This is a genomic window from Chryseobacterium nepalense (genome assembly GCF_023195755.1).
GTDB lineage: Bacteria > Bacteroidota > Bacteroidia > Flavobacteriales > Weeksellaceae > Chryseobacterium > Chryseobacterium nepalense.
The window spans coordinates 3,526,481-3,547,606 of the sequence record NZ_CP096203.1; the positions used below are offsets into that span (position 1 = coordinate 3,526,481).

At 37.0% G+C, this 21,126-nt stretch carries 23 protein-coding genes and 1 riboswitch; of the genes, 13 read left to right on the top strand and 10 right to left on the bottom strand.

Going from position 1 to position 21,126, the window contains the following annotated elements:
• The first annotated feature begins 133 nt into the window (after nt 1-133).
• A complete protein-coding gene (pafA, locus tag M0D58_RS15895) occupies nt 134-1,780 on the top strand; it encodes an alkaline phosphatase PafA (RefSeq protein ID WP_248391507.1) in 1,647 nt (548 codons plus the stop codon).
• A gap of 230 nt (nt 1,781-2,010) precedes the next feature.
• Here the strand turns inward: pafA and M0D58_RS15900 are convergent, their stop codons facing one another.
• The 6 genes from M0D58_RS15900 to M0D58_RS15925 form a co-directional block, all read right to left on the bottom strand.
• On the bottom strand, nt 2,011-2,607 hold the full coding sequence (locus tag M0D58_RS15900) for a Crp/Fnr family transcriptional regulator (RefSeq protein WP_248391509.1): 597 nt from the start codon (nt 2,605-2,607) through the stop codon (nt 2,011-2,013).
• Nucleotides 2,608-2,856: 249 nt separating this feature from the next.
• Nucleotides 2,857-3,165 carry a barstar family protein gene (locus M0D58_RS15905; protein WP_248391511.1) on the bottom strand — a complete coding sequence of 103 codons (309 nt, stop codon included), beginning with the start codon at nt 3,163-3,165 and terminating at the stop codon, nt 2,857-2,859.
• A 24-nt stretch (nt 3,166-3,189) separates the two neighbouring features.
• Nucleotides 3,190-3,690 (bottom strand): ribonuclease domain-containing protein, encoded by a 501-nt coding sequence (locus tag M0D58_RS15910; RefSeq protein ID WP_248391513.1) that lies wholly within the window; start codon nt 3,688-3,690, stop codon nt 3,190-3,192.
• Nucleotides 3,691-3,855: 165 nt separating this feature from the next.
• Complete coding sequence (nadE, locus tag M0D58_RS15915; protein WP_248391515.1) at nt 3,856-4,647, bottom strand: NAD(+) synthase; 792 nt, start codon at nt 4,645-4,647, stop codon at nt 3,856-3,858.
• 59 nt (nt 4,648-4,706) lie between these two features.
• A complete protein-coding gene (locus tag M0D58_RS15920) occupies nt 4,707-5,231 on the bottom strand; it encodes a GNAT family N-acetyltransferase (protein WP_248391517.1) in 525 nt (174 codons plus the stop codon).
• Between the two features lie 2 nt (nt 5,232-5,233).
• Nucleotides 5,234-5,869, bottom strand: a complete 636-nt coding sequence (locus tag M0D58_RS15925; RefSeq protein WP_248391520.1) for a leucine-rich repeat domain-containing protein — start codon at nt 5,867-5,869, stop codon at nt 5,234-5,236.
• Between the two features lie 53 nt (nt 5,870-5,922).
• On the opposite strand from M0D58_RS15925, the gene gldB reads away from it, so the two are divergent.
• From gldB to M0D58_RS15970, 9 genes are all read left to right on the top strand, one after another.
• Nucleotides 5,923-6,903: a gliding motility lipoprotein GldB gene (gene gldB, locus M0D58_RS15930; protein ID WP_248391522.1), complete on the top strand. Its 981-nt coding sequence runs from the start codon at nt 5,923-5,925 to the stop codon at nt 6,901-6,903.
• A 57-nt stretch (nt 6,904-6,960) separates the two neighbouring features.
• Nucleotides 6,961-7,287: a gliding motility protein GldC gene (gldC, locus tag M0D58_RS15935; protein WP_248391524.1), complete on the top strand. Its 327-nt coding sequence runs from the start codon at nt 6,961-6,963 to the stop codon at nt 7,285-7,287.
• Between the two features lie 85 nt (nt 7,288-7,372).
• Nucleotides 7,373-8,512 (top strand): cystathionine gamma-synthase, encoded by a 1,140-nt coding sequence (locus M0D58_RS15940; RefSeq protein WP_248391526.1) that lies wholly within the window; start codon nt 7,373-7,375, stop codon nt 8,510-8,512.
• A 468-nt stretch (nt 8,513-8,980) separates the two neighbouring features.
• A complete protein-coding gene (locus M0D58_RS15945) occupies nt 8,981-9,460 on the top strand; it encodes a nuclear transport factor 2 family protein (protein WP_248391528.1) in 480 nt (159 codons plus the stop codon).
• Nucleotides 9,461-9,524: 64 nt separating this feature from the next.
• Nucleotides 9,525-9,965 (top strand): GNAT family N-acetyltransferase, encoded by a 441-nt coding sequence (locus M0D58_RS15950; RefSeq protein ID WP_248391530.1) that lies wholly within the window; start codon nt 9,525-9,527, stop codon nt 9,963-9,965.
• A gap of 142 nt (nt 9,966-10,107) precedes the next feature.
• Nucleotides 10,108-10,611, top strand: a complete 504-nt coding sequence (locus tag M0D58_RS15955) for a DinB family protein (protein ID WP_248391532.1) — start codon at nt 10,108-10,110, stop codon at nt 10,609-10,611.
• A gap of 72 nt (nt 10,612-10,683) precedes the next feature.
• Nucleotides 10,684-10,908 carry a GIY-YIG nuclease family protein gene (locus M0D58_RS15960; RefSeq protein ID WP_345892703.1) on the top strand — a complete coding sequence of 75 codons (225 nt, stop codon included), beginning with the start codon at nt 10,684-10,686 and terminating at the stop codon, nt 10,906-10,908.
• A gap of 114 nt (nt 10,909-11,022) precedes the next feature.
• A complete protein-coding gene (locus M0D58_RS15965; protein WP_248391534.1) occupies nt 11,023-11,571 on the top strand; it encodes an L-threonylcarbamoyladenylate synthase in 549 nt (182 codons plus the stop codon).
• A 154-nt stretch (nt 11,572-11,725) separates the two neighbouring features.
• Nucleotides 11,726-13,147, top strand: a complete 1,422-nt coding sequence (locus M0D58_RS15970) for a CCA tRNA nucleotidyltransferase (RefSeq protein WP_248391537.1) — start codon at nt 11,726-11,728, stop codon at nt 13,145-13,147.
• Nucleotides 13,148-13,527: 380 nt separating this feature from the next.
• Here M0D58_RS15970 and M0D58_RS15975 read toward each other — a convergent pair whose 3' ends face one another.
• The 3 genes from M0D58_RS15975 to M0D58_RS15985 all read right to left on the bottom strand — a co-directional run bounded on the left by M0D58_RS15975 (nt 13,528) and on the right by M0D58_RS15985 (nt 17,527).
• Nucleotides 13,528-14,568 (bottom strand): hypothetical protein, encoded by a 1,041-nt coding sequence (locus M0D58_RS15975; RefSeq protein ID WP_248391539.1) that lies wholly within the window; start codon nt 14,566-14,568, stop codon nt 13,528-13,530.
• A 13-nt stretch (nt 14,569-14,581) separates the two neighbouring features.
• Entirely contained in the window at nt 14,582-16,408 is a 1,827-nt protein-coding gene (locus M0D58_RS15980; protein ID WP_248391541.1) for a TonB-dependent receptor plug domain-containing protein, read from the bottom strand.
• A 29-nt stretch (nt 16,409-16,437) separates the two neighbouring features.
• Nucleotides 16,438-16,614, bottom strand: a riboswitch (cobalamin riboswitch).
• Between the two features lie 430 nt (nt 16,615-17,044).
• Nucleotides 17,045-17,527 (bottom strand): cytidine deaminase, encoded by a 483-nt coding sequence (locus tag M0D58_RS15985; protein WP_248391543.1) that lies wholly within the window; start codon nt 17,525-17,527, stop codon nt 17,045-17,047.
• A gap of 104 nt (nt 17,528-17,631) precedes the next feature.
• Between M0D58_RS15985 and M0D58_RS15990 the strand changes: the two genes are divergently transcribed.
• From M0D58_RS15990 to M0D58_RS16000, 3 genes are read left to right on the top strand one after another with little or no spacing between them, the layout of a single operon-like run.
• Entirely contained in the window at nt 17,632-18,678 is a 1,047-nt protein-coding gene (locus M0D58_RS15990; protein WP_248394991.1) for an NADH:flavin oxidoreductase/NADH oxidase, read from the top strand.
• A 39-nt stretch (nt 18,679-18,717) separates the two neighbouring features.
• Nucleotides 18,718-19,011: a DUF2752 domain-containing protein gene (locus M0D58_RS15995; RefSeq protein ID WP_248391545.1), complete on the top strand. Its 294-nt coding sequence runs from the start codon at nt 18,718-18,720 to the stop codon at nt 19,009-19,011.
• 15 nt (nt 19,012-19,026) lie between these two features.
• Entirely contained in the window at nt 19,027-19,359 is a 333-nt protein-coding gene (locus M0D58_RS16000; RefSeq protein ID WP_248391547.1) for a CCC motif membrane protein, read from the top strand.
• 72 nt (nt 19,360-19,431) lie between these two features.
• Here M0D58_RS16000 and M0D58_RS16005 read toward each other — a convergent pair whose 3' ends face one another.
• The gene (locus tag M0D58_RS16005) at nt 19,432-20,970 is read right to left on the bottom strand and encodes an endonuclease (RefSeq protein ID WP_248391549.1); all 1,539 of its coding nucleotides are present in this window, start codon (nt 20,968-20,970) and stop codon (nt 19,432-19,434) included.
• Nucleotides 20,971-21,126: the final 156 nt, after the last annotated feature.

Below are 21,126 nucleotides of genomic sequence, written 5' to 3' on the forward strand. Positions count from 1 at the left end.
ATTATTTACCATTTTAAAAGGAAAAATTACCGGATAATACATCTTATAAACAGCAGGAAACTGAAATTTAAACAAAATTTCATATACCAAAAATTCAAAACCCGTAAATTTGCTCACAATAAAATGTAATTCAATGCTTAGGAAAATTTCGATTGCAACAGCAGTTATTGTATCTGTAACGGCAATCAACGCGCAGAAGATTAAAAATTCCAGACTGGAAAGGCCGAAGTTGGTGGTGGGACTGGTGGTAGACCAGATGAGATGGGATTATTTATACCGTTATTATAACAAATACGGCAATGATGGTTTTAAAAGATTACTGAATACGGGCTATTCTCTGAATAACGTTCATATCCCTTATGTACCCACTGTTACGGCATTGGGACACACCTGCATCTATACGGGATCAGTTCCGGCCATTCACGGTATTGCAGGAAATGACTGGACAGATAAGGAAACCGGCAAAAATGTGTACTGTACCACAGACGAGTCGGTAACACCGGTTGGGACTACCAATACAAAAGTAGGAAGCCACTCTCCGAAGAATTTATGGTCAACCACTATCAGTGACGAACTGAGAATGGCTACTAATTTTCAGGGTAAAGTAATTGGTGTTTCTCTTAAAGACAGGGCTTCTATTTTACCGGCAGGTCATACCCCGAACGGTGCTTTCTGGTTTGATGATTCTACGGGAGATTTTATTACGAGCAGCTGGTATATGAATGATCTTCCGCAGTGGGTAAAAGCTTTCAATGCGCAGAAAATGCCGGAAAAATTGGTTGCTAATGGATGGAGTACCCTTCTTCCTATTGATCAGTATACTGAAAGTTCACCGGATAATTCTACGTGGGAAGGATTATTAGGAAGTGCAAAAACACCTGTTTTTCCTTACAGCAATCTGGCTTCGGATTATAAAGATAAAAAAGATAATATCCGGTATACGCCATTCGGGAATACACTGACCCTGAAACTTGCCGAAGCGGCAGTAGAAGGAGAAAAGCTGGGAAGTGATGATGTGGTGGATATGTTGGCCGTAAACCTTGCTTCCACAGATTACGCAGGACATAAATTCGGACCCAACTCTATTGAGGTTGAAGATGTATATTTAAGGCTGGATCAGGATCTTGCACAGTTTTTTAATTATCTTGACTCTAAAGTAGGAAAAGGGCAGTACACTGTTTTTCTTTCCGCAGATCATGGCGGTGCACATTCTGTAGGCTTTCTGCAGGAACATAAAATTACTACCGGATTTTTTGGCGACGGAATGGAAAAAAATATGAATGATAAGCTGAAAGAAAAATTCGGAGTTGATAAACTTATTAATGCCATTGATAATTATCAGATCTATTTCGACAGGAAACTTCTTAAAGAACATAAACTTGATCTGGATGTGGTAAGAGATTTCACCGTTGAGGAAATTGAAAATGATCCGAATGACCTTTACGCCGTTTCGGTGACAAAGGTACAGCAATCTACGATTCCGGAACCGATTAAACAAAGAATTATCAACGGGATCAACAGACAGCGAAGCGGAGATATTCAGCTGATCTCACACGATTCAATGCTTCCGCCTTATTCTAAAACAGGAACAACGCATAGTGTATGGAATTCTTATGATTCACATATTCCTTTGATTTTTATGGGCTGGGGAATTCAACATGGCGAAAGCAATAAAGCATATTTCATGACGGATATTGCTCCTACGGTTTCTTCTTTACTTAAAATACAGTTTCCAAGCGGGAACATAGGAAATCCCATAACGGAAGTAATCGGAAAATAATTTTTTTGAAAAACTGTCTAAGCTTTTTACCGCAAAAAGTACAAAGAATAATATAGTTTTAAAGCTTATCATTGCGTAAGATTAAAAGAATCTCAAAGTTTTAAAAATCTTTGATTTTTATTCTTTTGAAAGCCTTATTAACGAAGATTTGCAATAACTTTTGTCTCTTTTGCGGTTAAAAATAAATTAGCATAAAAAATCCTTAACAACTTTGTTAAGGATTTTTTTATTCAGACGAATATTTTAGTGCCGTCTATTTTCAGCATATTCTGTTTCTCCATCTTTTTAATGGCCCGGATCACCGTTTCTATCCGCATTCCGGTAAGTGATGCAAGCTGCTGCCTGGTATACGGAATATGAAAAGAAAATTTGTCATTAAACCCGAAATGGTTTTTCACATGGTTCAAAATAAGATTGAGCTTCGTTACGGGATCCTGAAAAGAAAACGGTGCAGAGGTAATGTGCTTATAACGCATACGGTCTGCCGTATAAGAGTACATGCTGAAGATCAGCTGAGGCTTTTTCAGAAGGAGTTCAATTAGTCTGTTCTTTTCAAGTTTTATAATTTCGCAGTAAGTAACGGCAATTGCATTAACCGCATATTTTTTATCATGAAAAAGATAGGTTTCGGCCAGACAATGACCATCGAAAGGTATCCCGTGGATAAACTCTTTACCGTCTTCCAGGAAGCTGCTTATTTTTACAGTACCGGTTTTTATTTGCAAATAATACTTCGGAGTGCTCTCTTCTTCAAAGATATATTCACCGGAATTATAATTTTGTTGCTCGGCACCATGTGAAAACAAGAGGTTTTCGCATATGATCATATTCTAACTGTTATTTGTTTGAGATAAAATTAACAAATAAACATGTTGATTAAAAATTTATTAATACCACATACATGCCTTATACAGGGAGATACAGAGAATAACTCTAAAAATTGAAATACCTATTATGAACGGTATGATAACAACCATTTTTTGTATATTATTGATTAGTTCATACCAAACGGATAAAATTAAATGGCAGTACACAATCTGTATACCGCCATTTAGATTTTATAGAATTATAAAAAATTAATCTTCATCATCTTCAGGTTCGTCTTCATCATCGTATTGCTCCAGAAAATACGTAAAAGTAAATTCTTCCATCTGATCTTCCGCATCTTCCAGTACGGTAAGAAGATCTTCAAAAATTTCGAGCTGATCCACCGTCATATTAACGAATTCAATATGAAGCGGCATTTCAAGTCCGCCGGTAATAATATCCGATAGCGCATCCAGATTATCTCCGAAATATTCCGGAAGTGGAAGCTTTGTTTTTAATTGTGCATAGAAGTCTTCATAATCTCCTATGTCTGTAAAATCAATATATATTGTTTTCATAATTTTTTAGATACTATTCATTAATTACTGCTTTTCAAAGCTTTTGTAATGATTTTTTGTGAGATACACATCACCGTTTTTTGTAAAAATAATACGGTCTGCATTTCTGTTTCCGCAATGATAATTAACATCGGCCTCAAAATAGATTTGTCCTTCAGGTAAAGATTTTTCGCGGTTCCCGAATGGATCTCCGCCAATCGCTTTTCCAGGCAATACTTCGCAAAGATTTCCTTCAGAAGGCTTCCATCCCATTTTTCTGGCTTCATTTTTAGTAATGTAATAGTCCGGAAGCTTATGATTTTGCTTTACAAAGCGGATAACCGTATTTTGTTCCGTAAGCTGATCTACAGATTGCTGCTGTTCTGAAGAATTATCTGGTGCTGAAGACCCGGCACTGCTGTATTCTACAACGGGTTTTGCATGATCTTTTTGATCTTCAATAAAATTCCGGTAAATATACATCGCCGACATCCCGAAAAGAAGTCCGAGGCAGATGAAAAACAGAGATCTTGTTTTACTGTTCATAGTTTTTAATTTAAAAAAATATAACAATCTAAGAATCTAACAATGTAAAAATTAAAAGATGTAATAATATTTAATAAAATAACTAAAGATAATCAGAGTTTGAAAACTCACTTTATTACATTAGTAAACTGCTACATTGTTACATTATCAAATTGTTCCATTAAATTATCCTCTCCATTCTTCCGGAATATCACAGATCGGAATAGGAACCATTTTATGTTTTGCCGCTTTATGCATTCTGTCGAAGATCATGAATACTTCCTTATCGCGGCCTTCATAATCTTCCACCGCTTTTATGCCGTATTCTTTCTGAATTTTTTCAAGCTCGGGATAAGTTGCCCCGATCTGGTCTTCATCAGTTCTGTCTGCATCCCAAAGTCCGTCGGTAGGAATCGCATTCTGAATACTTTCTATAAGGTTGAGAGATCTTGCCAGCTCGTACACCTCGGTTTTATAAAGATCGGCGATAGGCGAAACATCTACACCGCCGTCTCCGTATTTTGTGTAAAATCCTATTCCAAAATCTTCCACTTTATTTCCCGTTCCGCAAACCAGAAGTCCGTGAAGCTGCCCGAAATAATAAAGCGTAAGCATTCTTAAACGCGATCTTGTATTAGCCAGAGCCAGATTATTGCTCCATCTTCCTTCCACATGATCATGAACAATTCCTTCAAAACTTTCGAAAACTGGTGTCAGGTTAATGGTCTTTCCCTGCACATTAGGAAATTTTTTCTTTAGATCTTCAATATGATCCTGTGCGCGGTTTACCTGGTCTTCTTTCTGACGGATAGGCATTTCCAACAGTAAAACCTCAAGTCCTGTCATTGCGCAAAGGGTAGAAACCACTCCGGAATCCACACCTCCCGAAACCCCGATTACATATCCTTTTGCATTAGCTTTTACCGCATAATCTTTCAGCCAGTTGACAATATGGTCTATTACTTTTTGTGTCTGCATTGTTATATTTTTTTAATCTGTTTATAAGAATTTCAAAATTAAATGTTTTGAAAATAGTATTAAAAATAATTTTTATGATTCAGCTCGTACCAGAAACAAATACCGTCCGGTTCTGTAAAATCTCCGGTTTTTATGAAACCCAGTTTTTTCAGAACATAATGGGAAGCATGGTTTTCAGAATGAGCATGAGCGTAAATAACATCAATTTTTAAACCATTAAAGCCAAAATCAAGCGAAGCCCTTGCAGATTCTGAGGCATATCCTTTTCCCCAATATTCAGGCATGAAACGATAGCCGAGATCATAAACATTTTTATAGCCGTTCACTTCCCGGGCCAGAAATTTAAGCCCACTCCATCCGATCAGCAGTCCGCTTTGTTTTTCGATAACGGCAAGTCTTCCCACTCCATAATCTTCATATTGCTGCCGGATCATGGTAATAATGTTTTCAGTTTCACGGATATGGGTGAGAGGCGGCATTCCGATGTATTTCATGACTTCAGGATGGGAATCCATCAGAAACATACGCTCTGCGTCTGTTTCTTCAAATTTTCTCATGATCAGTCTTTCGGTTTCCAGTTGCATTTTTATTGTTGGTGAAATCCAAAAATGGTCACATCTTTAGCTCCTTTTTTAATATCATCTTCCCGGATGGGATTTTGTTTTATATTCAGAGTTTCTAAATTCAGATTTTGAGAAATGTCCAGTTTTCGGATAAAATTATGTTCCAGATTTATATTTTTAAGATTTCTAAGGCCGCTGATATCAATGGCTTTAATTTTATTTAAAGATACGGTTAATTGGGTAATTGCAGGAGTGGATTTCAATAAAATATTTTGAATCATATTATCATCAAGATACAGCGAGGTAAGGTTTTTAAGGTTTTCGGCACTGAAGGAAGAAATCTTACACCGGGTACAGGAAAACAGCCTGAGGCAGCCCATGTTTTTTACGGAAATTACGGAAATCTTATTATCGTCCAATACGATCATTTTTGCATTCTTAAAATACGGAAGGTCTTCCATTGAGGTAATGCCTTTTCCTACCAGAAAAAGATTTTCAACGTGATCGGCTTCAGACTGAACAATATTTCCGTCTTTATTAAGATCAAAGTTTTCGATAATGGCTTTTTCAAAGTTTTTATCTTTAAATATAATTTTCTGAGCATTGAAAAAAGGGAATAACGAAATCAAAAGCCAGAAGGATATTATTTTATTTTTCATTATCATTTTATGTTTAAATCACTATTTTTGTAGACTTAATTTCATGTAAAAATATGAAGATTTTCAGAATTGTTGCACTTTCACTAGTATTCGTTTTGGGATTAAATTCCTGTAAAAAAGAACCTGAAAATAAATGGAAAGTTGAAGTAAAGAATCCTGCTGAAAAAGTAGAAATTATCGATATTTCCAAAAACTTTTATGATCAGAATTTTCCTTTAACACAATTTAAATCAGAATTTCCGTGGTTCCAGGGAACAGTAAATGATGCCGATTTTGTTAAACGTAGAGCGGATCAGGAAGAAATAAAAATTTACAAGGAAGCTATTGCTAAAATAGATGAGAAAAAACTTCAGACAGACCTTCAGGATCTGTTTACCCATATAAAATATTATTTCCCGGCATTCAAAAGCCCGAAAGTATATCTCTTTTCGTCTGCCTTGCAGATGGTTCAGGATCCTATTTTTTACGATCCGAAAGGAAATCTGCTGTTTGTTGATGTCACAGGTTTTATGGGAGAGGGAAATCCTAATTATAAAGGGCTTGAGATGTATTTCCAGAAATCGATGAACCCCAATAATATCGTACCGAAAGTTGCCCAGATTTTTGCAGAAGGTTTTGTGAAAGAATCTCCCGACCATCAGAAATTTATAGACATGATCATTCTTAATGGTAAGATCATGATTCTGAAAGATGCATTTCTGCCGACTTATCCGGATTATCTGAAAATGAACTATACCCAGAAGCAATATGAATGGGCGGTAGCTAATGAAGCCAATATCTGGAATTATTTTGTAGAAAATAATATCATTTTTGGAGATGATCATCGATTGGAAGACCGTTTTATTGCTCCCGGACCGTTCTCAAAGTTTTATACGGAAATTGATAATGAATCTTCACCACAGGTTGGAATTTTCACGGGATGGCAGATTTGTAAAGCGTATCTTAATCAAAAACCTGACATTAAACTTCAGGATTTCCTGAATACGGATGCTACGGTTATTTTTAATCAGTCTGGGTACAAACCGAAATTATAAGAAATAAGCTGTAAAATATACGGCTGATAAATATAGAAATTTAGAAAATAGAATGTTATGAGAAAAACTCAGATTACCATAGATGTAGAATTGGATGAAAATCATATCCCCGAAAATATCACCTGGAATGCTCAGGACGGAGGAATTGAAAAAGAACCTACAAAAGCAACCATGATTTCAGTGTGGGACGACAAAGCCATGGAGGCTTTGAGAATTGATCTTTGGACTAAAGAAATGCCGGTAGACCAAATGAAAATGTTTATCCATCAGATTTTGGTTTCTCTAGGAAATACTTATCAGAGAGCAACCGGTGAAGAAGATGTAGCACAGTGGATGGAAGAAATAGCAGAAGAGTTTGCCGTAAAATCGGTGATAAAAATGTAAGAATTAATATAACAATGTATCAGTCTAGCAATGTAATAAATATTGGTAAACTGGTACATTGATACATTGTTAAATTATTAAGATTATGAATTTCAATACAAAAGTAATACACGGTGGCCAACACCACGAATCTGCAACAGGATCTGTAAATGTTCCTGTATTTTTAACATCAACATTCGCCCAGAAAAGTCCGGGTGTACATTCCGGATACGAATATTCAAGAGCGGCAAATCCTACAAGACAGGCTTTGGAAGATTCTCTGGCAAGCATTGAAAACGGTGCGAGAGGTTTGGCCTTCGGGTCTGGCTTAGCGGCCATTGATTGTGTTTTAAAATTATTAAACCCAGGAGATGAGGTTATTGCAGTGGATGATTTGTACGGGGGAACCTACAGAATGTTTACCAGGCTTTTCGAAAAATATCAGCTCAAATTTACCTTTGTGAGTTTTGATGATACTTCAAAAATTGCCGATGTCATTACCGATAAAACAAAATTAATCTGGGTTGAAACACCAACCAATCCTTTAATGAAGCTGGTTGATATCAAAGCGGTAGTTGAAGTGGCAAAGGGTAAAGATATCCTGGTTGCGGTTGACAATACCTTCGCGACTCCTTATCTCCAGAGACCGATTGACCTGGGCGCTGATATCGTAATGCACTCTGCAACCAAATATTTGGGTGGGCACTCCGATGTTATCGCAGGAGCTTTAGTAGCGAAAGATGCTGAATTAGGCGAAAAACTTCATTTTATCCAGTTTGCGAGCGGTGGTATTTTGGGCCCTCATGATTCATACCTTGTACTAAGAGGAATCAAAACATTGGCATTAAGAGTTCAGAGACATTCAGAAAACGGAATGGCTGTTGCCCAATATCTTGAATCTCATCCTGCTGTGGATAAGGTGATTTATCCTGGTTTGGAATCTCATCCTCAATATGAATTGGCCAAATCCCAAATGAAAGATTTTGGCGGAATGGTTTCTTTTACGTTTAAATCGGGAAAAAAAGAAGATGCGATTAAATTTTTAGAAAAAGTAAAAGTATTCACATTGGCTGAATCATTGGGTGGAGTAGAGTCTCTGGCTAATCATCCTGCTTTAATGACCCACGCTTCCATCCCTGCGGAAAAACGTGCAGAATTGGGAATTACCGATGATCTGGTACGTTTAAGTGTTGGAATCGAAGATGCGGAAGACCTTATCGCAGATCTTGAAAGAGCTTTTTCGTAATATAACTTTTTAAAATCATTTTGATTTGTATCGAAAAGCAGTATTGATTTTATTTGAAGCTTTTTGACTCCGTCGAATTGTATTTGTAAATTTTTAAGGAGCAATTTGATTGCATCGAAAAGCAATATATATTTTTTATTTGAAGCTTTTTGACTCCGTCGAATTGTATTTGCAAATTTTTTAAGGAGCAATTTCCCGCTTTCGCTACTCGCTTTTTCTGTTTTTGGCTCGGCGGCTTTGCCGCCGAGCCAAAAACAGAAAAGAGCTCAGACATGCCGCTCAACCGGGGCTAGGGTGGAGGTCTTTGTTTAAACATTTGAAAACCGTACAAAGTTTTTAGATATTGATTTAATAAAAATTAAGCTTTATGGTCTTTGTTAAGTAAAAAGGCTTTGAGACCTTAAAAACATTTAGTAGTCAATAATCTTAGCGGCTTTGCATTTAAAATAAATTATTAATAAAAATATTATGAGAAAGATTCAGATTGTATTGTTACTGATTGTAAGTCAGATCATGTTTTCTCAGGTAAAGAATACCGATGAGCTCTATAAAACGGCAAAAAAATTAGACAGTCTGATATTCGATATCGGATTTAATGCATGCGATCTTTCTCATTATGATTCAATCGTCAGCGACGATCTTGAATTTTACCACGACAAAGGCGGGATTACCTCCGGAAAAGCAGCATTCATTGCGTCCATTAAAAACAATATCTGCGGCGGTCCCAACAAAGTAAGGCGCGAACTGGTTCCCGGCAGCATGAAAATTTATCCTTTGTACAATAATAATGTTCTGTATGCTTTCATTCAGGAAGGAGAACATGATTTTGCTGAATTTTATAAAGGAAAATGGAATAAAGGAAGCCGCGCAAAATTTACTATTCTCTGGACTCTGGAAGATAAAAACTGGAAAATGAAAAGGGTTTTAAGTTACGATCACCATCTATAAATTACTTTATCAAACATATATTTTCATAGCTTTATCTTTGACAATATTTTCAAATTCAATAAAAATGACAAGAAAAGCAACGGCCGCAGATTTGCAGCAATTGGCTGAACTGTTTGATCAATATAGAATATTTTATCATAAAGAATCTGATATTCAGGCAGCAGAAAAATTTTTAGCAGAAAGGATCGAGAATAAAGATTCTGAAATTTTTGTCGCTGAATATAACGGCAGGCTGGTAGGTTTCGTACAGCTTTATCCGCTGTTTTCTTCTACAAGAATGAAGCGTTACTGGCTGCTGAATGATTTGTATGTCAATGAAAATTATCGTGGAAAAGGGTATTCAAAGGCTCTTATCGAAGAAGCTAAGAAAATTGCGAAATCTTCTGACGCATGCGGAATTCTTCTTGAAACCGGGAAATCCAACGATATCGGAAATCAATTATACCCCGCCTGCGGATTTGAAATCTATGATGAAGTGAATTTTTACGAATGGACAAATGAATAAATTAATGCACTAATGAAATAAATATAACAGTCTGGCAATAATTAAGCTCTATATTATTAAACTTATACATTGTTACATTGTTACATTGTTATACTGTTAAATTGCTACATTGCTACATTGCTACATTATTAAATCATAAACAATGACTGATTTTCAAAAATATATACAAAGATATTTAGACTTAATCCCATCCGAAAACTGGTTGGAAGAATTAAAAAAAACCGGAGAACAAACGGTTGAACTCTATGCTCAGCTTTCGGAAGAACAGTCTTCGTTTGCTTATGCAGAAGGAAAATGGACCCTGAAGGAGCTATTGTTGCATTTATCAGATACCGAAAGAGTATTTCAATACAGAATTCTGGCATTCTTAAGAAGCGATCAAAATGAGTTGCCCGGCTTCGATGAAGAACTATATGCGAGCCAGTCTTTTGCCAATGAAAGAACCGTAAGCTCACTGTTGGAAGAATATCAGCTGATCAGAAAATCTTCTCAGGTTTTACTGGAAACCGCTCATTTATCGGCATTAAAAAATATTGGTACGGCAAACGGAAACCAGATTTCCGCAGAAACCATCGGGAAATTGATTGTGGGACACAATGTGCATCATCTCAATATTATTAAAGAAAGATATTTGGTAGAATTGTGAAGTTTTTTAATTTTATTGTCATTGCGAGAAGCGAAGCGACGAAGCAATCTAATAATTTAAAATTTAACACAAATGAAGGCAGGCTTTGTATACATCATGACAAATAAAAATAATACGGTTTTATATACTGGTGTAACATCTAATTTACCTAAAAGAGTTAATGAACACAAAAAACATTTTTTTGAATTAAGTTTTACTTCAAAATATAATATAAATAAACTTATTTATTGGGAATCTTTTCAGGAAATAGGTGATGCAATTTATAGAGAAAAACAGATTCAAGACAGAAAAAAATAGATCTGATAAATTCAATCAATTCAGAATGGAGAGATTTGACTGAAGATATTAAGGATATCATGAATCCTTTTTGAGATTGCTTCGTCGCTTCGCTCCTCGCAATGACAAATAATTATGGAAAACATTATACAAATTCTAAAATCAGGCGGTACTATTTTATATCCTACCGATACTATTTGGGGAATCGGTTGTGATGCCACCAATATAGAAGCGGTCAATAAAATTTTTGAAATCAAAAAACGGGAAAAGAATAAATCCATGATTATTCTCGTAGAGTCTGAGAAAAGGCTGCAGGATTTGGTGGACGTTCCTGAAATGGCTTGGGAAATCATTGATTTGAGCGAAAAACCCGTTACCATCGTCTATGAAAATCCGAGAGGTCTGCCAAAAGAACTGTTGGCGGAAGACGGAAGCATCGGGATTCGTCTGGTAAAAAATGATTTTTGTAAGAAACTCATTACCAAACTTAATAAACCATTGGTTTCCACCTCTGCAAATTTCAGTGGTGAAAAAAGTCCTTTGAAGTTTTCGGACATTTCACGGGAGATTATTGATCTGGTAGATTATGCAGTGGAAGAAGACAGGGAAAAAGTGTCTCAGTATTCAGGCTCTTCGGTTATCAAAATCTGGAGTGATAACAGAATAAAAGTACTTCGCGAATAAGAAAAAAGATTTAATTATCTTTGCAAAATCATTCAGCCATTAAGAAGTCGGAAACTTAGTTTTTACACTAAAATCTGATTTCTTAGTGGTTTTAAGTTAAATAATAGTTGAGCTTTAATCTATTGTTTATCAGTATCATCTAACATCTAAAAAAATGTTCATCAATCTTAATCAAAATAGAAACCTTAAACTTTTTAAAATAATTTCTGAAGTCGCGGAAAAAAATGGCCAGTCGGTGTACATCGTTGGCGGTTATGTTCGTGATTTGCTGATGAAAAGAAAAGCTTCTACGGATATTGATTTTGTAACTGAACAGAGCGGCATCGAGCTGGCCCAAAATGTGGGAAAAGAAATTGATCCGAAGATGAAAGTTTCCGTCTTTAAAACGTATGGTACGGCAATGATCAGGTACAAAGACCTTGAGCTTGAATTTGTAGGTGCCAGAAAAGAAAGTTATACGGAAGACAGCCGGAAGCCGGAAGTGGAAGGCGGTACCATAGAAGACGATCAGAAGAGACGGGATTTTACGATCAATGCAATGGCAATTTCTCTGAATAAAGATAATTTCGGTGAATTAATTGATCCGTTTAACGGAGTGGAAGATCTCGAAAAAGGAATTCTCAGAACACCGTTGGAACCTGCTCAAACCTATTCTGATGATCCGTTGCGAATGATGAGAGCCATTCGTTTTGCTTCCACATTACAGTTTCAGATTGAAGAAAAATCCTTGGAAGCTATTAAACAGGAAGCGGAAAGAATAAAAATCGTTTCGATGGAAAGAATTATGGTGGAATTTAACAAAATCATGCTTTCCCAAAAACCTTCTGTCGGACTTAGGCTGATGGAAGAAACCGGTTTGATGAAATTGATTATTCCTGAACTCATTGATCTGAAAGGAATAGAAGAAGTGGAAGGGCAGACCCATAAAGATAATTTTTACCACACGCTGGAAGTCGTAGATAATATTTCACAAAATACCGACTATCTTTGGCTGCGTTGGGCGGCATTGCTTCACGATATCGGAAAAGCACCGACGAAAAAGTTTGTGGAAGGAACGGGTTGGACATTCCACGGACATGAGTTTTTAGGTTCAAAGATGGTGAAAACTTTGTTCCAGAGACTGAAACTGCCTTTAGGGCCGGATATGAAATATGTTCAGAAAATGGTAAAGCTTTCTTCACGTCCGATTGCTCTTATTACTGATGATGCTTCAGATTCTGCGTTAAGAAGGCTCTTGTTTGATTCCGGGGAAGATCTGGAAGATCTTTTTACCCTTTGCAAAGCAGATATCACTACGAAAAATTCTAAAAAGCAGGAAAAATTTAAAAAGAATTTTGAATATGTAGCGGTAAAAATCAAAGAAGTGGAAGAGAAAGATCAGGTAAGAAATTTTCAGCCGCCGATTTCCGGAGAGGAGATTATGGCACTGTTTAACCTGAAACCGGGCCGTGAAATCGGAATTTTAAAAGAAAAAGTAAAAGAGGCCATCCTGGAGGGAGAAATTGAAAATGACAGCGAAAAGGCAAAACAATTCGTTATTGCAGAAGGAGGAAAACTGGGGCTAACACTTGTTTAAAATGTTTTTTGGCCCATTTGATTGTATCATACTGATAATCATTGTAATTTTCAACATTATAGTTTGGAAATATGAAATCATAAAGAAACGCAATTGGGTATTTTACCTGATTGCGTTTTTGCTTTTCAGCTTTATTATTCCTGTTTTTTCTATTTATTTCGAAGTTCAGAGAGCGATAAAAGGCCAGCCGTTTGTAGATAATTTTACATTGTTATATACGTATTTCAGATTTCCCATTTGGTGGATGATAGGTGTGCTTGAGGTAATTTGGTTAAAATATTATCTTAAAATAAAAATCCGGGCGGTTTCGAAGAAACCGCCCGGAAAAAAACACAAATGATGAAAAAATAAATTGTATTTATTGGTAAATACAAATGTTCTTAGTTCCAGTATGCACCGTTGGTACCTTTACCTGCTGTAAAAGTTTTCAGAAGAGAACCGTTCGTAGAATATACGCTGACTTTACTGTCTTCAGTAAACCCGTTGGCATCAGAAACAAAAATTCTGTCGTTTACAACGCTGAATCCATATAGATTAGAATACGGATCAACACTGTTGCTTACCGTAAACAGTGGGGTAGTAGGCGCCGTAGAAGCGGTTAAATCCATCGCGTATACTTTTAGCCCTGAAGTAAAGTAAAATTTGCCCTTTTCAATTTCAAGATTCGTAGCATCGCTAATTCCTGTTAAAGTAAATGTTTTGGTGATGCTCCCCGTATTTGAAATCTGGTAGATATAAGAATCTGCAGTTCCTGCGGCGATAGCATATACCGTTCCGTTGCTGGCAATCATTTTATTGATGTTTCCGTTCGGTATCGTGATCGTAGACTGTATTTCGTTATTAGATGTCGTAATATAGGTAATCTTATTTCCGAAACCGAAAGAAGCATTCTGCACGAAAATATTATTTCCGGCTTCAACGATTCTTTCAACACTGTCGGTGAAGTTTATTTTCTTAACAAAAGATAAATCGGATGTTTTATAAATGCTTACATATTTGTCACCTCCGTATTTGTCATTGGTTACATAAATATTATTGTTGGCAAAAGCCATGAATCTTGGAGAGTTCAGCTGAGCGGTAATTTCGCCTGTTCTCTTAAAGTTCGACCTGTTGACGATCTGAATTTTGTTCGAATTATTCAGCAATAGGTATGCATGGTCTCCATTAAAGCTGATCATCTGCAAAACATCACCAAGATTAGAGCCTCCGTTGTTGGCAGAGAAAATATTGTCCTGTTTCATGTTCAGGTCAGAAGTAATATACGTTACATCTGCATTTGGTTTTCCGAAATTTCCCTCGTTGCTTAGTAAAAATCCGTTTCCGTAGTACGTTTCATCGCTTATAGTATCATCACTGCTACACGAAATATTGAACAGTAATGCAAAAGCAAAAACAAGGGTCAGAAGTTTAGTTATTTTCATAATATGTTAAATGTTAAAAATTAATATTGATATAAACACTGTAATTTCTTTTGGGCAAAGGATAATAAGAAACGGTCTGATAAACAACGTCTGTAATATTATTTACCTTAAATCCTAAAGTGTAATGGTTTAAAAATTTTGTGGAAATTCCGGTGTTCAAAACGAAATAAGGATCAATGGCATCCGCTCTTTTTTCGTCGGTAGTGGTATAAGTAAGCCCATTGAAAAGCCCCTGCACATAAACACTCAGGAAACGGTAGCGGTAATCGATGTTTCCGGTAGCCTTATGAAGCGGAACATACATCATCTGCATTCCTGTAAGCTTATTGGTAGATCTGGAATATGTGTATCCGCCGTTAAACGTAAAATGATGATTTCCAAAATCTTTCAGATAAGTGATCCGCGAATCAAGCCCGTAAATTTCTACGCTGTAGGTATTGAATGCAGCCCAGTAACCTGCAGCTGTCGGAAGCCAGTTGATATAGTTTTTAATATCCATATAATACGGACTCACCGTCAGTTTCAAATCTCCGAATGTCAATTCATGATCCATATCCAGGTTTGTAGATGTTTCCGGAACCAAATCAGGATTTCCTCCCTGTTGCCAGTACAGATCATTGAAAGTAGGAAACTTAAAATTTCTTGAGAAGCTTGCGCCTGCCTGATACCATTTTACAGGCTGCCATTTTCCTGAAAAAGAATAGAGGACAGGAGAAGATATATTTTCTACAAAATCTTTTTTAATACCTGCTTCAAAACGAAGATCAGAAGTAACGAAATATCTAATAAGACCTGCTGCAGAACCAACATTTCTGCTGATATCTCCAATGCCCGATTGGTAACCCGACCCTTTATTTACCTGAAATTCCCCAATGGCATTGACGTTGATTTTCGGAGTGATGAAATAATTAAAATCATTTCTGAAAATATAATTTTTACCTTCCGCACCACTTTCCTTCGGTTTGTCAATATCTCCGAAATACTGGAAATTATCCTCCGTGTAAGCCACTTTCAGGCTGTTGGAAAAATTATTTCTTGTAACATCCCAGGAAAGAAGACTGCGCAATGTCTGGGCTTTATATTTTGTTTTGTTACCGTTCTCTGTGAAAATAGGATAATGTTGGGATCCGTCAAATAGCTGGTTTTGCCACGAAATCGTTTGATGCGGTGCAATTTTATACGAAGCTCCGATGTTGATCGACGAATTGTAAAACCTGCCGTTTCTGTTGATGTACTCCTTCTCCGGAACTTCATAATCGTTCTGGCTGATGACATAATTTCCCGAAACCTTCATACTGAACTTTTCATTGCTGAAGGAAGTCCTCAGGAAATTATTAAAGGTCCCGAACGATGCTGCTTCCGAATAAAGAAAAGCATGGGCACCCTTGTTAAACTCCAGGTTATTATTAAGATGAATACTCCCTCCGATGGCAGAACTTCCATATTGTACACTTCCGCCGCCGGCTTTTACTTCAAGCTCATCATACCCGAAAAGCGGCATATTATTCACATCACCTTGTCCGAGAAAGGCTGAGTTGATGTTGATGCCGTTCCACACAAAAGCTGTGTGCCCTGCACTGGTTCCCCTGAAGGATGGCGATGAAACTGCACCCCGTCCGTTTTCTTTAATATAAAGCTGAGACTGGAACCGCAAAAGTTCGGAAAGATTGGTGGTGTTTTTTTCGAAATCTTTCGGACGGATTGTATTGACACTATGAAAAAGTTTTACTTTATTCATTTGGTTATCAAAGATATATACCGTATCAATGGCTTTCTCCTGTGCAGAAAGAAAGCAGCCGTAAGCCGAAAAAATCAGTACTAAAGATTTTTTTATATCCATTCTATTTTACTTTTCCTCCGAAAGCAATGTATTTAGTTACAATTCTGGCAGGTCTCCTGACTTTCGCGTTTCTACACCTTCCCGTTTGCACAGTGGTTTGTCGTAGAAACTTTTCTTGCGATCTACAGTTGCGGGGACAGTCCGGGATTTACACCCGATTCCCTTTTCATTCCAAATGATTGGAAACCAAAATTTTTTGCAAAGATAAACTTATTCGTCAAAAAAGCAAAAACAGAGAAATAATTAAAGTACGATGACGATTTTGTAAAGGTTGTTTTATTTTTCAGGAGCCGGGAACCTGCTTTCCACTGCAATTCCTCATTACGCGGCTCCACCCGGCCTGGCTTGGGCCTACGACGGGCTCCGCCGCTCCACTCCGGGATTTTCGTTGCAATCAGGGCTAGGATTTCTGTGACGGCTGAGGTTTTTCGGAGCCACCACAGAAATCTCAGTTTTCTAAATGGTAAGAATTCTCCTCACTTGGTGGGGGGATTAATTTTCAGAGAAATTAGATGATTTAAAAAGGCTAATCCAAAGTCAATTGTGAACTGTCAATTTGCTACGTTTGTCAATTTGTCAATTTTCTTAAATTCACCATTTACTTGCAAAGCAGAATTCATCATTCACCAAAAATCGCTACAAAAACGTACCGTCAAAATAAAACGGCAGCAGATCCTTAATCGAATGTACCTTCACCACCTCCTCATTCATGCTTGAGAAATAAAGATCAATGTTTTCATTTTGCTTGGTCTCAAATTCAATCAAACTTTGCCTGCAGGCTCCGCAGGGCGGAATAGGAGGATTTTTCTCAGGAAATTCCCTATGGCCTCCCACAATGAAAATCTTTTTAATTTTCACAGCCGGAAAATTGGCAGCTACCCAGAATAAGGTTGTTCTTTCGGCACAAAGTCCCGATGGAAATGCCGCGTTCTCCTGGTTGTTCCCGGAATACATTTCGCCATTTTCAAGCAGCACAGAACATCCTACCAGAAAGTTGGAGTAGGGAGCATATGCATTCTCGCGCGCGTCCTTTGCCTTTTGAAATAATTCTTTTTCTATATCGTTCAGTTCGCTGCTATTCTTAAAATATTCGTAACTGATCTGAGTTTCTTTTTTCATATATTGTGGATTAAAAAAAGGGGGATAAAATTACTTCTTTTTCACGAGGTAGGCAATAAAGGCCTGCTCTTTGCAATTCTCAATTTTTAAAAATAAAAATGAACATGTTATATACTCCAGTTAATTTCAGAAATGTTGAATTAAAAAACCGTTGGGTAATGTCGCCAATGTGTATGTATTCCAGTGAAGATGGACTTCCCAATGACTTCCATTTTGTTCACTATGGAAGTCGCGCTCAGGGTGGAGCAGGGCTTCTTATCGTAGAAGCAACCGGGGTGGAGCCCCGCGGAAGAATTACCAATCACTGTATGGGAATATGGAACGATGAGCAGGCAAAGCAGCTTCAGAGAATTGTAGAGTTTGTTCATAAAAATTCAGAAAGCAAAATAGGAATTCAGCTTTCGCATTCCGGAAGAAAAGGATCTACCTGGAATACCAAACAAATTTCCGTTGAAGAAGGATGGGAAACCATCGCGCCAAGTCCGATTCCGTATCATCCGACAGAAAGAATTCCGCATGTTTTAACCCAGGAAGAAATTAAGGAACAGGTTCGGAATTTTAGAGAAGCTGCCAGAAGAGCAGTAGAGGCAGGTTTTGATGTCATTGAAATTCATGCGGCTCATGGCTATCTTATTCATCAGTTTTTATCGCCGCTTTCAAACATCAGGACTGATGAATACGGTGGAAGCTTTGAAAACAGAATCCGTTTTTTAGTTGAAATTGTAGATGCTGTAAACGAAGAATTGAATGACAATGTTGCTTTGTTTGTAAGAATTTCAGGAACAGAATATGCAGAAAACGGCTGGGAGATTACCGACAGTGTTGAATTGTCAAAAGTCTTGAAGAATCACTCTGTGGATCTCATTGATGTTTCCAGTGGCGGAAATATTCACGGCGTAAAGATTCCTCTTTTCGATGGCTACCAGGTTCCGTTAGCTTCACAGGTAAGAAATGAAGCCGATGTAAAAACAGGAGCTGTAGGACTGATTAAAAAGGTTTCCCATGCGGAAGAGATTCTTGAGAAAGGAGATGCCGATCTCATTTTTATTGCCAGGGAAATGTTGAGAAACCCTTATCTTGCAGTTCAGGGATCATTTGAAATGAATGAAGAATGCTTTTTCCCACATCAGTATCTGAGAGCAAAAATATAATCTTAATTTTTATATATTTGATCAACAAAAAATCAGAATATGAAAGCAGAAGATTTTATGCTGCCCTGTCCTATCAAAAAATTCTTTGGGGTAGAATGCTTCGGATGCGGCACCCAGAGAGCGATCGTTATGGTTTTTGAAGGCAGATTTGCTGAAGCTTTTCATATGTTTCCTGCGGTATATACTGTATTGCTGTTTTTTGTGGCAGTCATCTTAAACTTTGTGGATAGAAAAAGGAATTACAGTAATATCTTAGTTTTTTTAGCAATAACAAACGCTATTATTATGGTAATTTCATACTTTTATAAACATTTATTTCTAAACATAACTTAAACTAAATTATAAACTATGGATCAACAAAAATTACCTAACGCAACCGCAGTATTAATTCTTGGAATTGTATCAATTGTAGGTTGCTGCTGCTATGGCCTTCCGGGGCTTATATCTGGAATTATTGCTCTTGTTCTCGCCAAGAAAGATGGTCAATTGTATAAACAAAATCCAACAATGTACTCAAATTATAGCCAGCTGAATGCCGGTAAAATTATGGCGATTATTGGGATTTCATTAAGTGTATTGTACTTTATTTATGTGATTGTACTGTTATCGACAGTTGGTTGGGAAGCAATGAAAGACCCTCAACTGATGCAGGAGAAAATGAGAGATTTGCTTGGACAATAATCTAAATGATAGTTAATAATAAAAGCCTTCGTCATCTATGATGAAGGCTTTTATTTTAAAGTTAAGATATATTTATTTAACAATAAACTTCATTACCGAACCATCTACTTTCAGAATATAGACTCCCGAAGGAAGATTTTTTATTCTGATAGAATTTCTGTTGTTCCTGAATGGCTGTTCAAAAGACTGCATTATTTTTCCCTGGAGATTATAAATTTCAGCTTTCGTAATGTTCCGTGTTTCACCTTTTACAAAAATTTCATTATTCACAATCGGATTTGGGGAGATCTGCATCTGGTTTTGAGGTAAGATCGTTTCTGCATAAACACTCTGAATGTTTCTTGATGTTCCGGAATAACAGGTCCAGCTTAGGTTGTCTATGGCTACTCTGTTGCTGGTTGAGTTGTTTTCCAGCTCTACAACTACATTTCCTGAAATGTTGATATTATTAATCGTAGTAGTTGTTGAATTAGTGCTGTAAGGTACGGTTCCTACGGCTGTTCCGTTTACTTTCACAGTAAATGTTCCGTTCGATCCTGTAAATTTCAATTGGGTGGTTACCGTTAATGACCCGATTCCGTTACCCGAACTTCCTGATGTTAAAGCACCGTCTCTTATGGTAATGGCTTTTGTAGAAATAGTCTGGTCGGTTCTGGCATCTGTGGCAATCCATGAAATTCCGCCGTTGCTCCAGGTTCTTGTTAAATAAGAAGCAGAACTTGCTGTTGGAATGGTTTCGAAAGTTTCGTTCGCACAACCGGTCGTTGTGGGAGGAGTTGTAGTTCCGCCGCCTCCTGTAGATCCGGATCCCCAAATTAAATTCACATAATTCGGATTGTCAATAAAAGGATTTCTGTTTCCCTGAAAAGCATAAGAAGCATTATTTCTGTTGATTTCAGCCTGCGATACAGGATCCTGATTGTGCCATGCGAGCAAAACATTCAGTTCCCAGGTCTGTAATCCTGGAAAGGTGGAATTGCCCAGCATATTTCCTGAAGCGAAAGTGGAAAGTTTGCCTTGATAGCGTGTTACAAAATAGAAGATCATTCTCGCGACATCCCCTTTAAATTCATCAATCGGCTCAAAAACGGTTCCCGAATATCCGGAAGAAACCGAGTTTCCAAGTTTGGATCCGTTTTTAGAGGTGAATGTTGCGGTACCAACCTTTCCGAAAGGATAATTGGATCGCATCCCGTTTACTTTTCCATCGGTTGCCCTGATAAAATGTATATCGGAAACCATTGGTGAAGATTCATTAAATAAACTTTGGGGAACAATATGTTCTCTGTTGTAACAATTTCCTTCTACGGAATAGGTCCCGCACTGATTTGTTCCGGGAGTGTATTTATAAGGATCTGTACCTGCCGGCTTTTCTGAATAAATATCCAGAATAGAACCGTCATTTTCGTAATTTTTGTCAATGTCAGTTGTCTTATAGCCGGTCCAGAGTCCATTATAGCCTTTGTCCTGGTGTCCGTTGGTAATAATTGTACTTAAGGCTGTTTTCAGTGAAGCTCCGGACAACCCGTTGGCCGAGTTGTAATATCCTGAAGGAGCCTGCGCATTTGTCAGAAAAGAGACAAACACCAAAATGAACAGTGTTTTTTTCATGTCAATATTTTAGGTGGTAAGATTAATATAAAATTACGGATAAGAAATTACGGAATTGTTAATTTTCTAAATAATATTGATATCATGATAAATTATTAATATTAATAATTATTTATTACATGTGTTTTAATTTTTAATTACTTGAGAAAAATCATA

What these genes read in the sequence shown, in the direction of transcription:
- M0D58_RS15960 (WP_345892703.1), top strand. Translation starts at nt 10,684, where the DNA reads ATGAAGGCAGGCTTTGTATACATCATGACAAATAAAAATAATACGGTT.
- M0D58_RS15900 (WP_248391509.1), bottom strand. Translation starts at nt 2,607, where the DNA reads ATGATCATATGCGAAAACCTCTTGTTTTCACATGGTGCCGAGCAACAA.
- M0D58_RS16000 (WP_248391547.1), top strand. Translation starts at nt 19,027, where the DNA reads ATGGATCAACAAAAATTACCTAACGCAACCGCAGTATTAATTCTTGGA.
- M0D58_RS15905 (WP_248391511.1), bottom strand. Translation starts at nt 3,165, where the DNA reads ATGAAAACAATATATATTGATTTTACAGACATAGGAGATTATGAAGAC.
- pafA (WP_248391507.1), top strand. Translation starts at nt 134, where the DNA reads ATGCTTAGGAAAATTTCGATTGCAACAGCAGTTATTGTATCTGTAACG.
- M0D58_RS15985 (WP_248391543.1), bottom strand. Translation starts at nt 17,527, where the DNA reads ATGAAAAAAGAAACTCAGATCAGTTACGAATATTTTAAGAATAGCAGC.
- M0D58_RS15920 (WP_248391517.1), bottom strand. Translation starts at nt 5,231, where the DNA reads ATGCAACTGGAAACCGAAAGACTGATCATGAGAAAATTTGAAGAAACA.
- gldC (WP_248391524.1), top strand. Translation starts at nt 6,961, where the DNA reads ATGAGAAAAACTCAGATTACCATAGATGTAGAATTGGATGAAAATCAT.
- M0D58_RS15940 (WP_248391526.1), top strand. Translation starts at nt 7,373, where the DNA reads ATGAATTTCAATACAAAAGTAATACACGGTGGCCAACACCACGAATCT.
- M0D58_RS15970 (WP_248391537.1), top strand. Translation starts at nt 11,726, where the DNA reads ATGTTCATCAATCTTAATCAAAATAGAAACCTTAAACTTTTTAAAATA.
- M0D58_RS15975 (WP_248391539.1), bottom strand. Translation starts at nt 14,568, where the DNA reads ATGAAAATAACTAAACTTCTGACCCTTGTTTTTGCTTTTGCATTACTG.
- M0D58_RS15925 (WP_248391520.1), bottom strand. Translation starts at nt 5,869, where the DNA reads ATGAAAAATAAAATAATATCCTTCTGGCTTTTGATTTCGTTATTCCCT.
- M0D58_RS15995 (WP_248391545.1), top strand. Translation starts at nt 18,718, where the DNA reads ATGAAAGCAGAAGATTTTATGCTGCCCTGTCCTATCAAAAAATTCTTT.
- M0D58_RS15945 (WP_248391528.1), top strand. Translation starts at nt 8,981, where the DNA reads ATGAGAAAGATTCAGATTGTATTGTTACTGATTGTAAGTCAGATCATG.
- M0D58_RS15980 (WP_248391541.1), bottom strand. Translation starts at nt 16,408, where the DNA reads ATGGATATAAAAAAATCTTTAGTACTGATTTTTTCGGCTTACGGCTGC.
- gldB (WP_248391522.1), top strand. Translation starts at nt 5,923, where the DNA reads ATGAAGATTTTCAGAATTGTTGCACTTTCACTAGTATTCGTTTTGGGA.
- M0D58_RS15990 (WP_248394991.1), top strand. Translation starts at nt 17,632, where the DNA reads ATGTTATATACTCCAGTTAATTTCAGAAATGTTGAATTAAAAAACCGT.
- M0D58_RS15965 (WP_248391534.1), top strand. Translation starts at nt 11,023, where the DNA reads ATGGAAAACATTATACAAATTCTAAAATCAGGCGGTACTATTTTATAT.
- M0D58_RS15955 (WP_248391532.1), top strand. Translation starts at nt 10,108, where the DNA reads ATGACTGATTTTCAAAAATATATACAAAGATATTTAGACTTAATCCCA.
- M0D58_RS15950 (WP_248391530.1), top strand. Translation starts at nt 9,525, where the DNA reads ATGACAAGAAAAGCAACGGCCGCAGATTTGCAGCAATTGGCTGAACTG.
- M0D58_RS16005 (WP_248391549.1), bottom strand. Translation starts at nt 20,970, where the DNA reads ATGAAAAAAACACTGTTCATTTTGGTGTTTGTCTCTTTTCTGACAAAT.
- nadE (WP_248391515.1), bottom strand. Translation starts at nt 4,647, where the DNA reads ATGCAGACACAAAAAGTAATAGACCATATTGTCAACTGGCTGAAAGAT.
- M0D58_RS15910 (WP_248391513.1), bottom strand. Translation starts at nt 3,690, where the DNA reads ATGAACAGTAAAACAAGATCTCTGTTTTTCATCTGCCTCGGACTTCTT.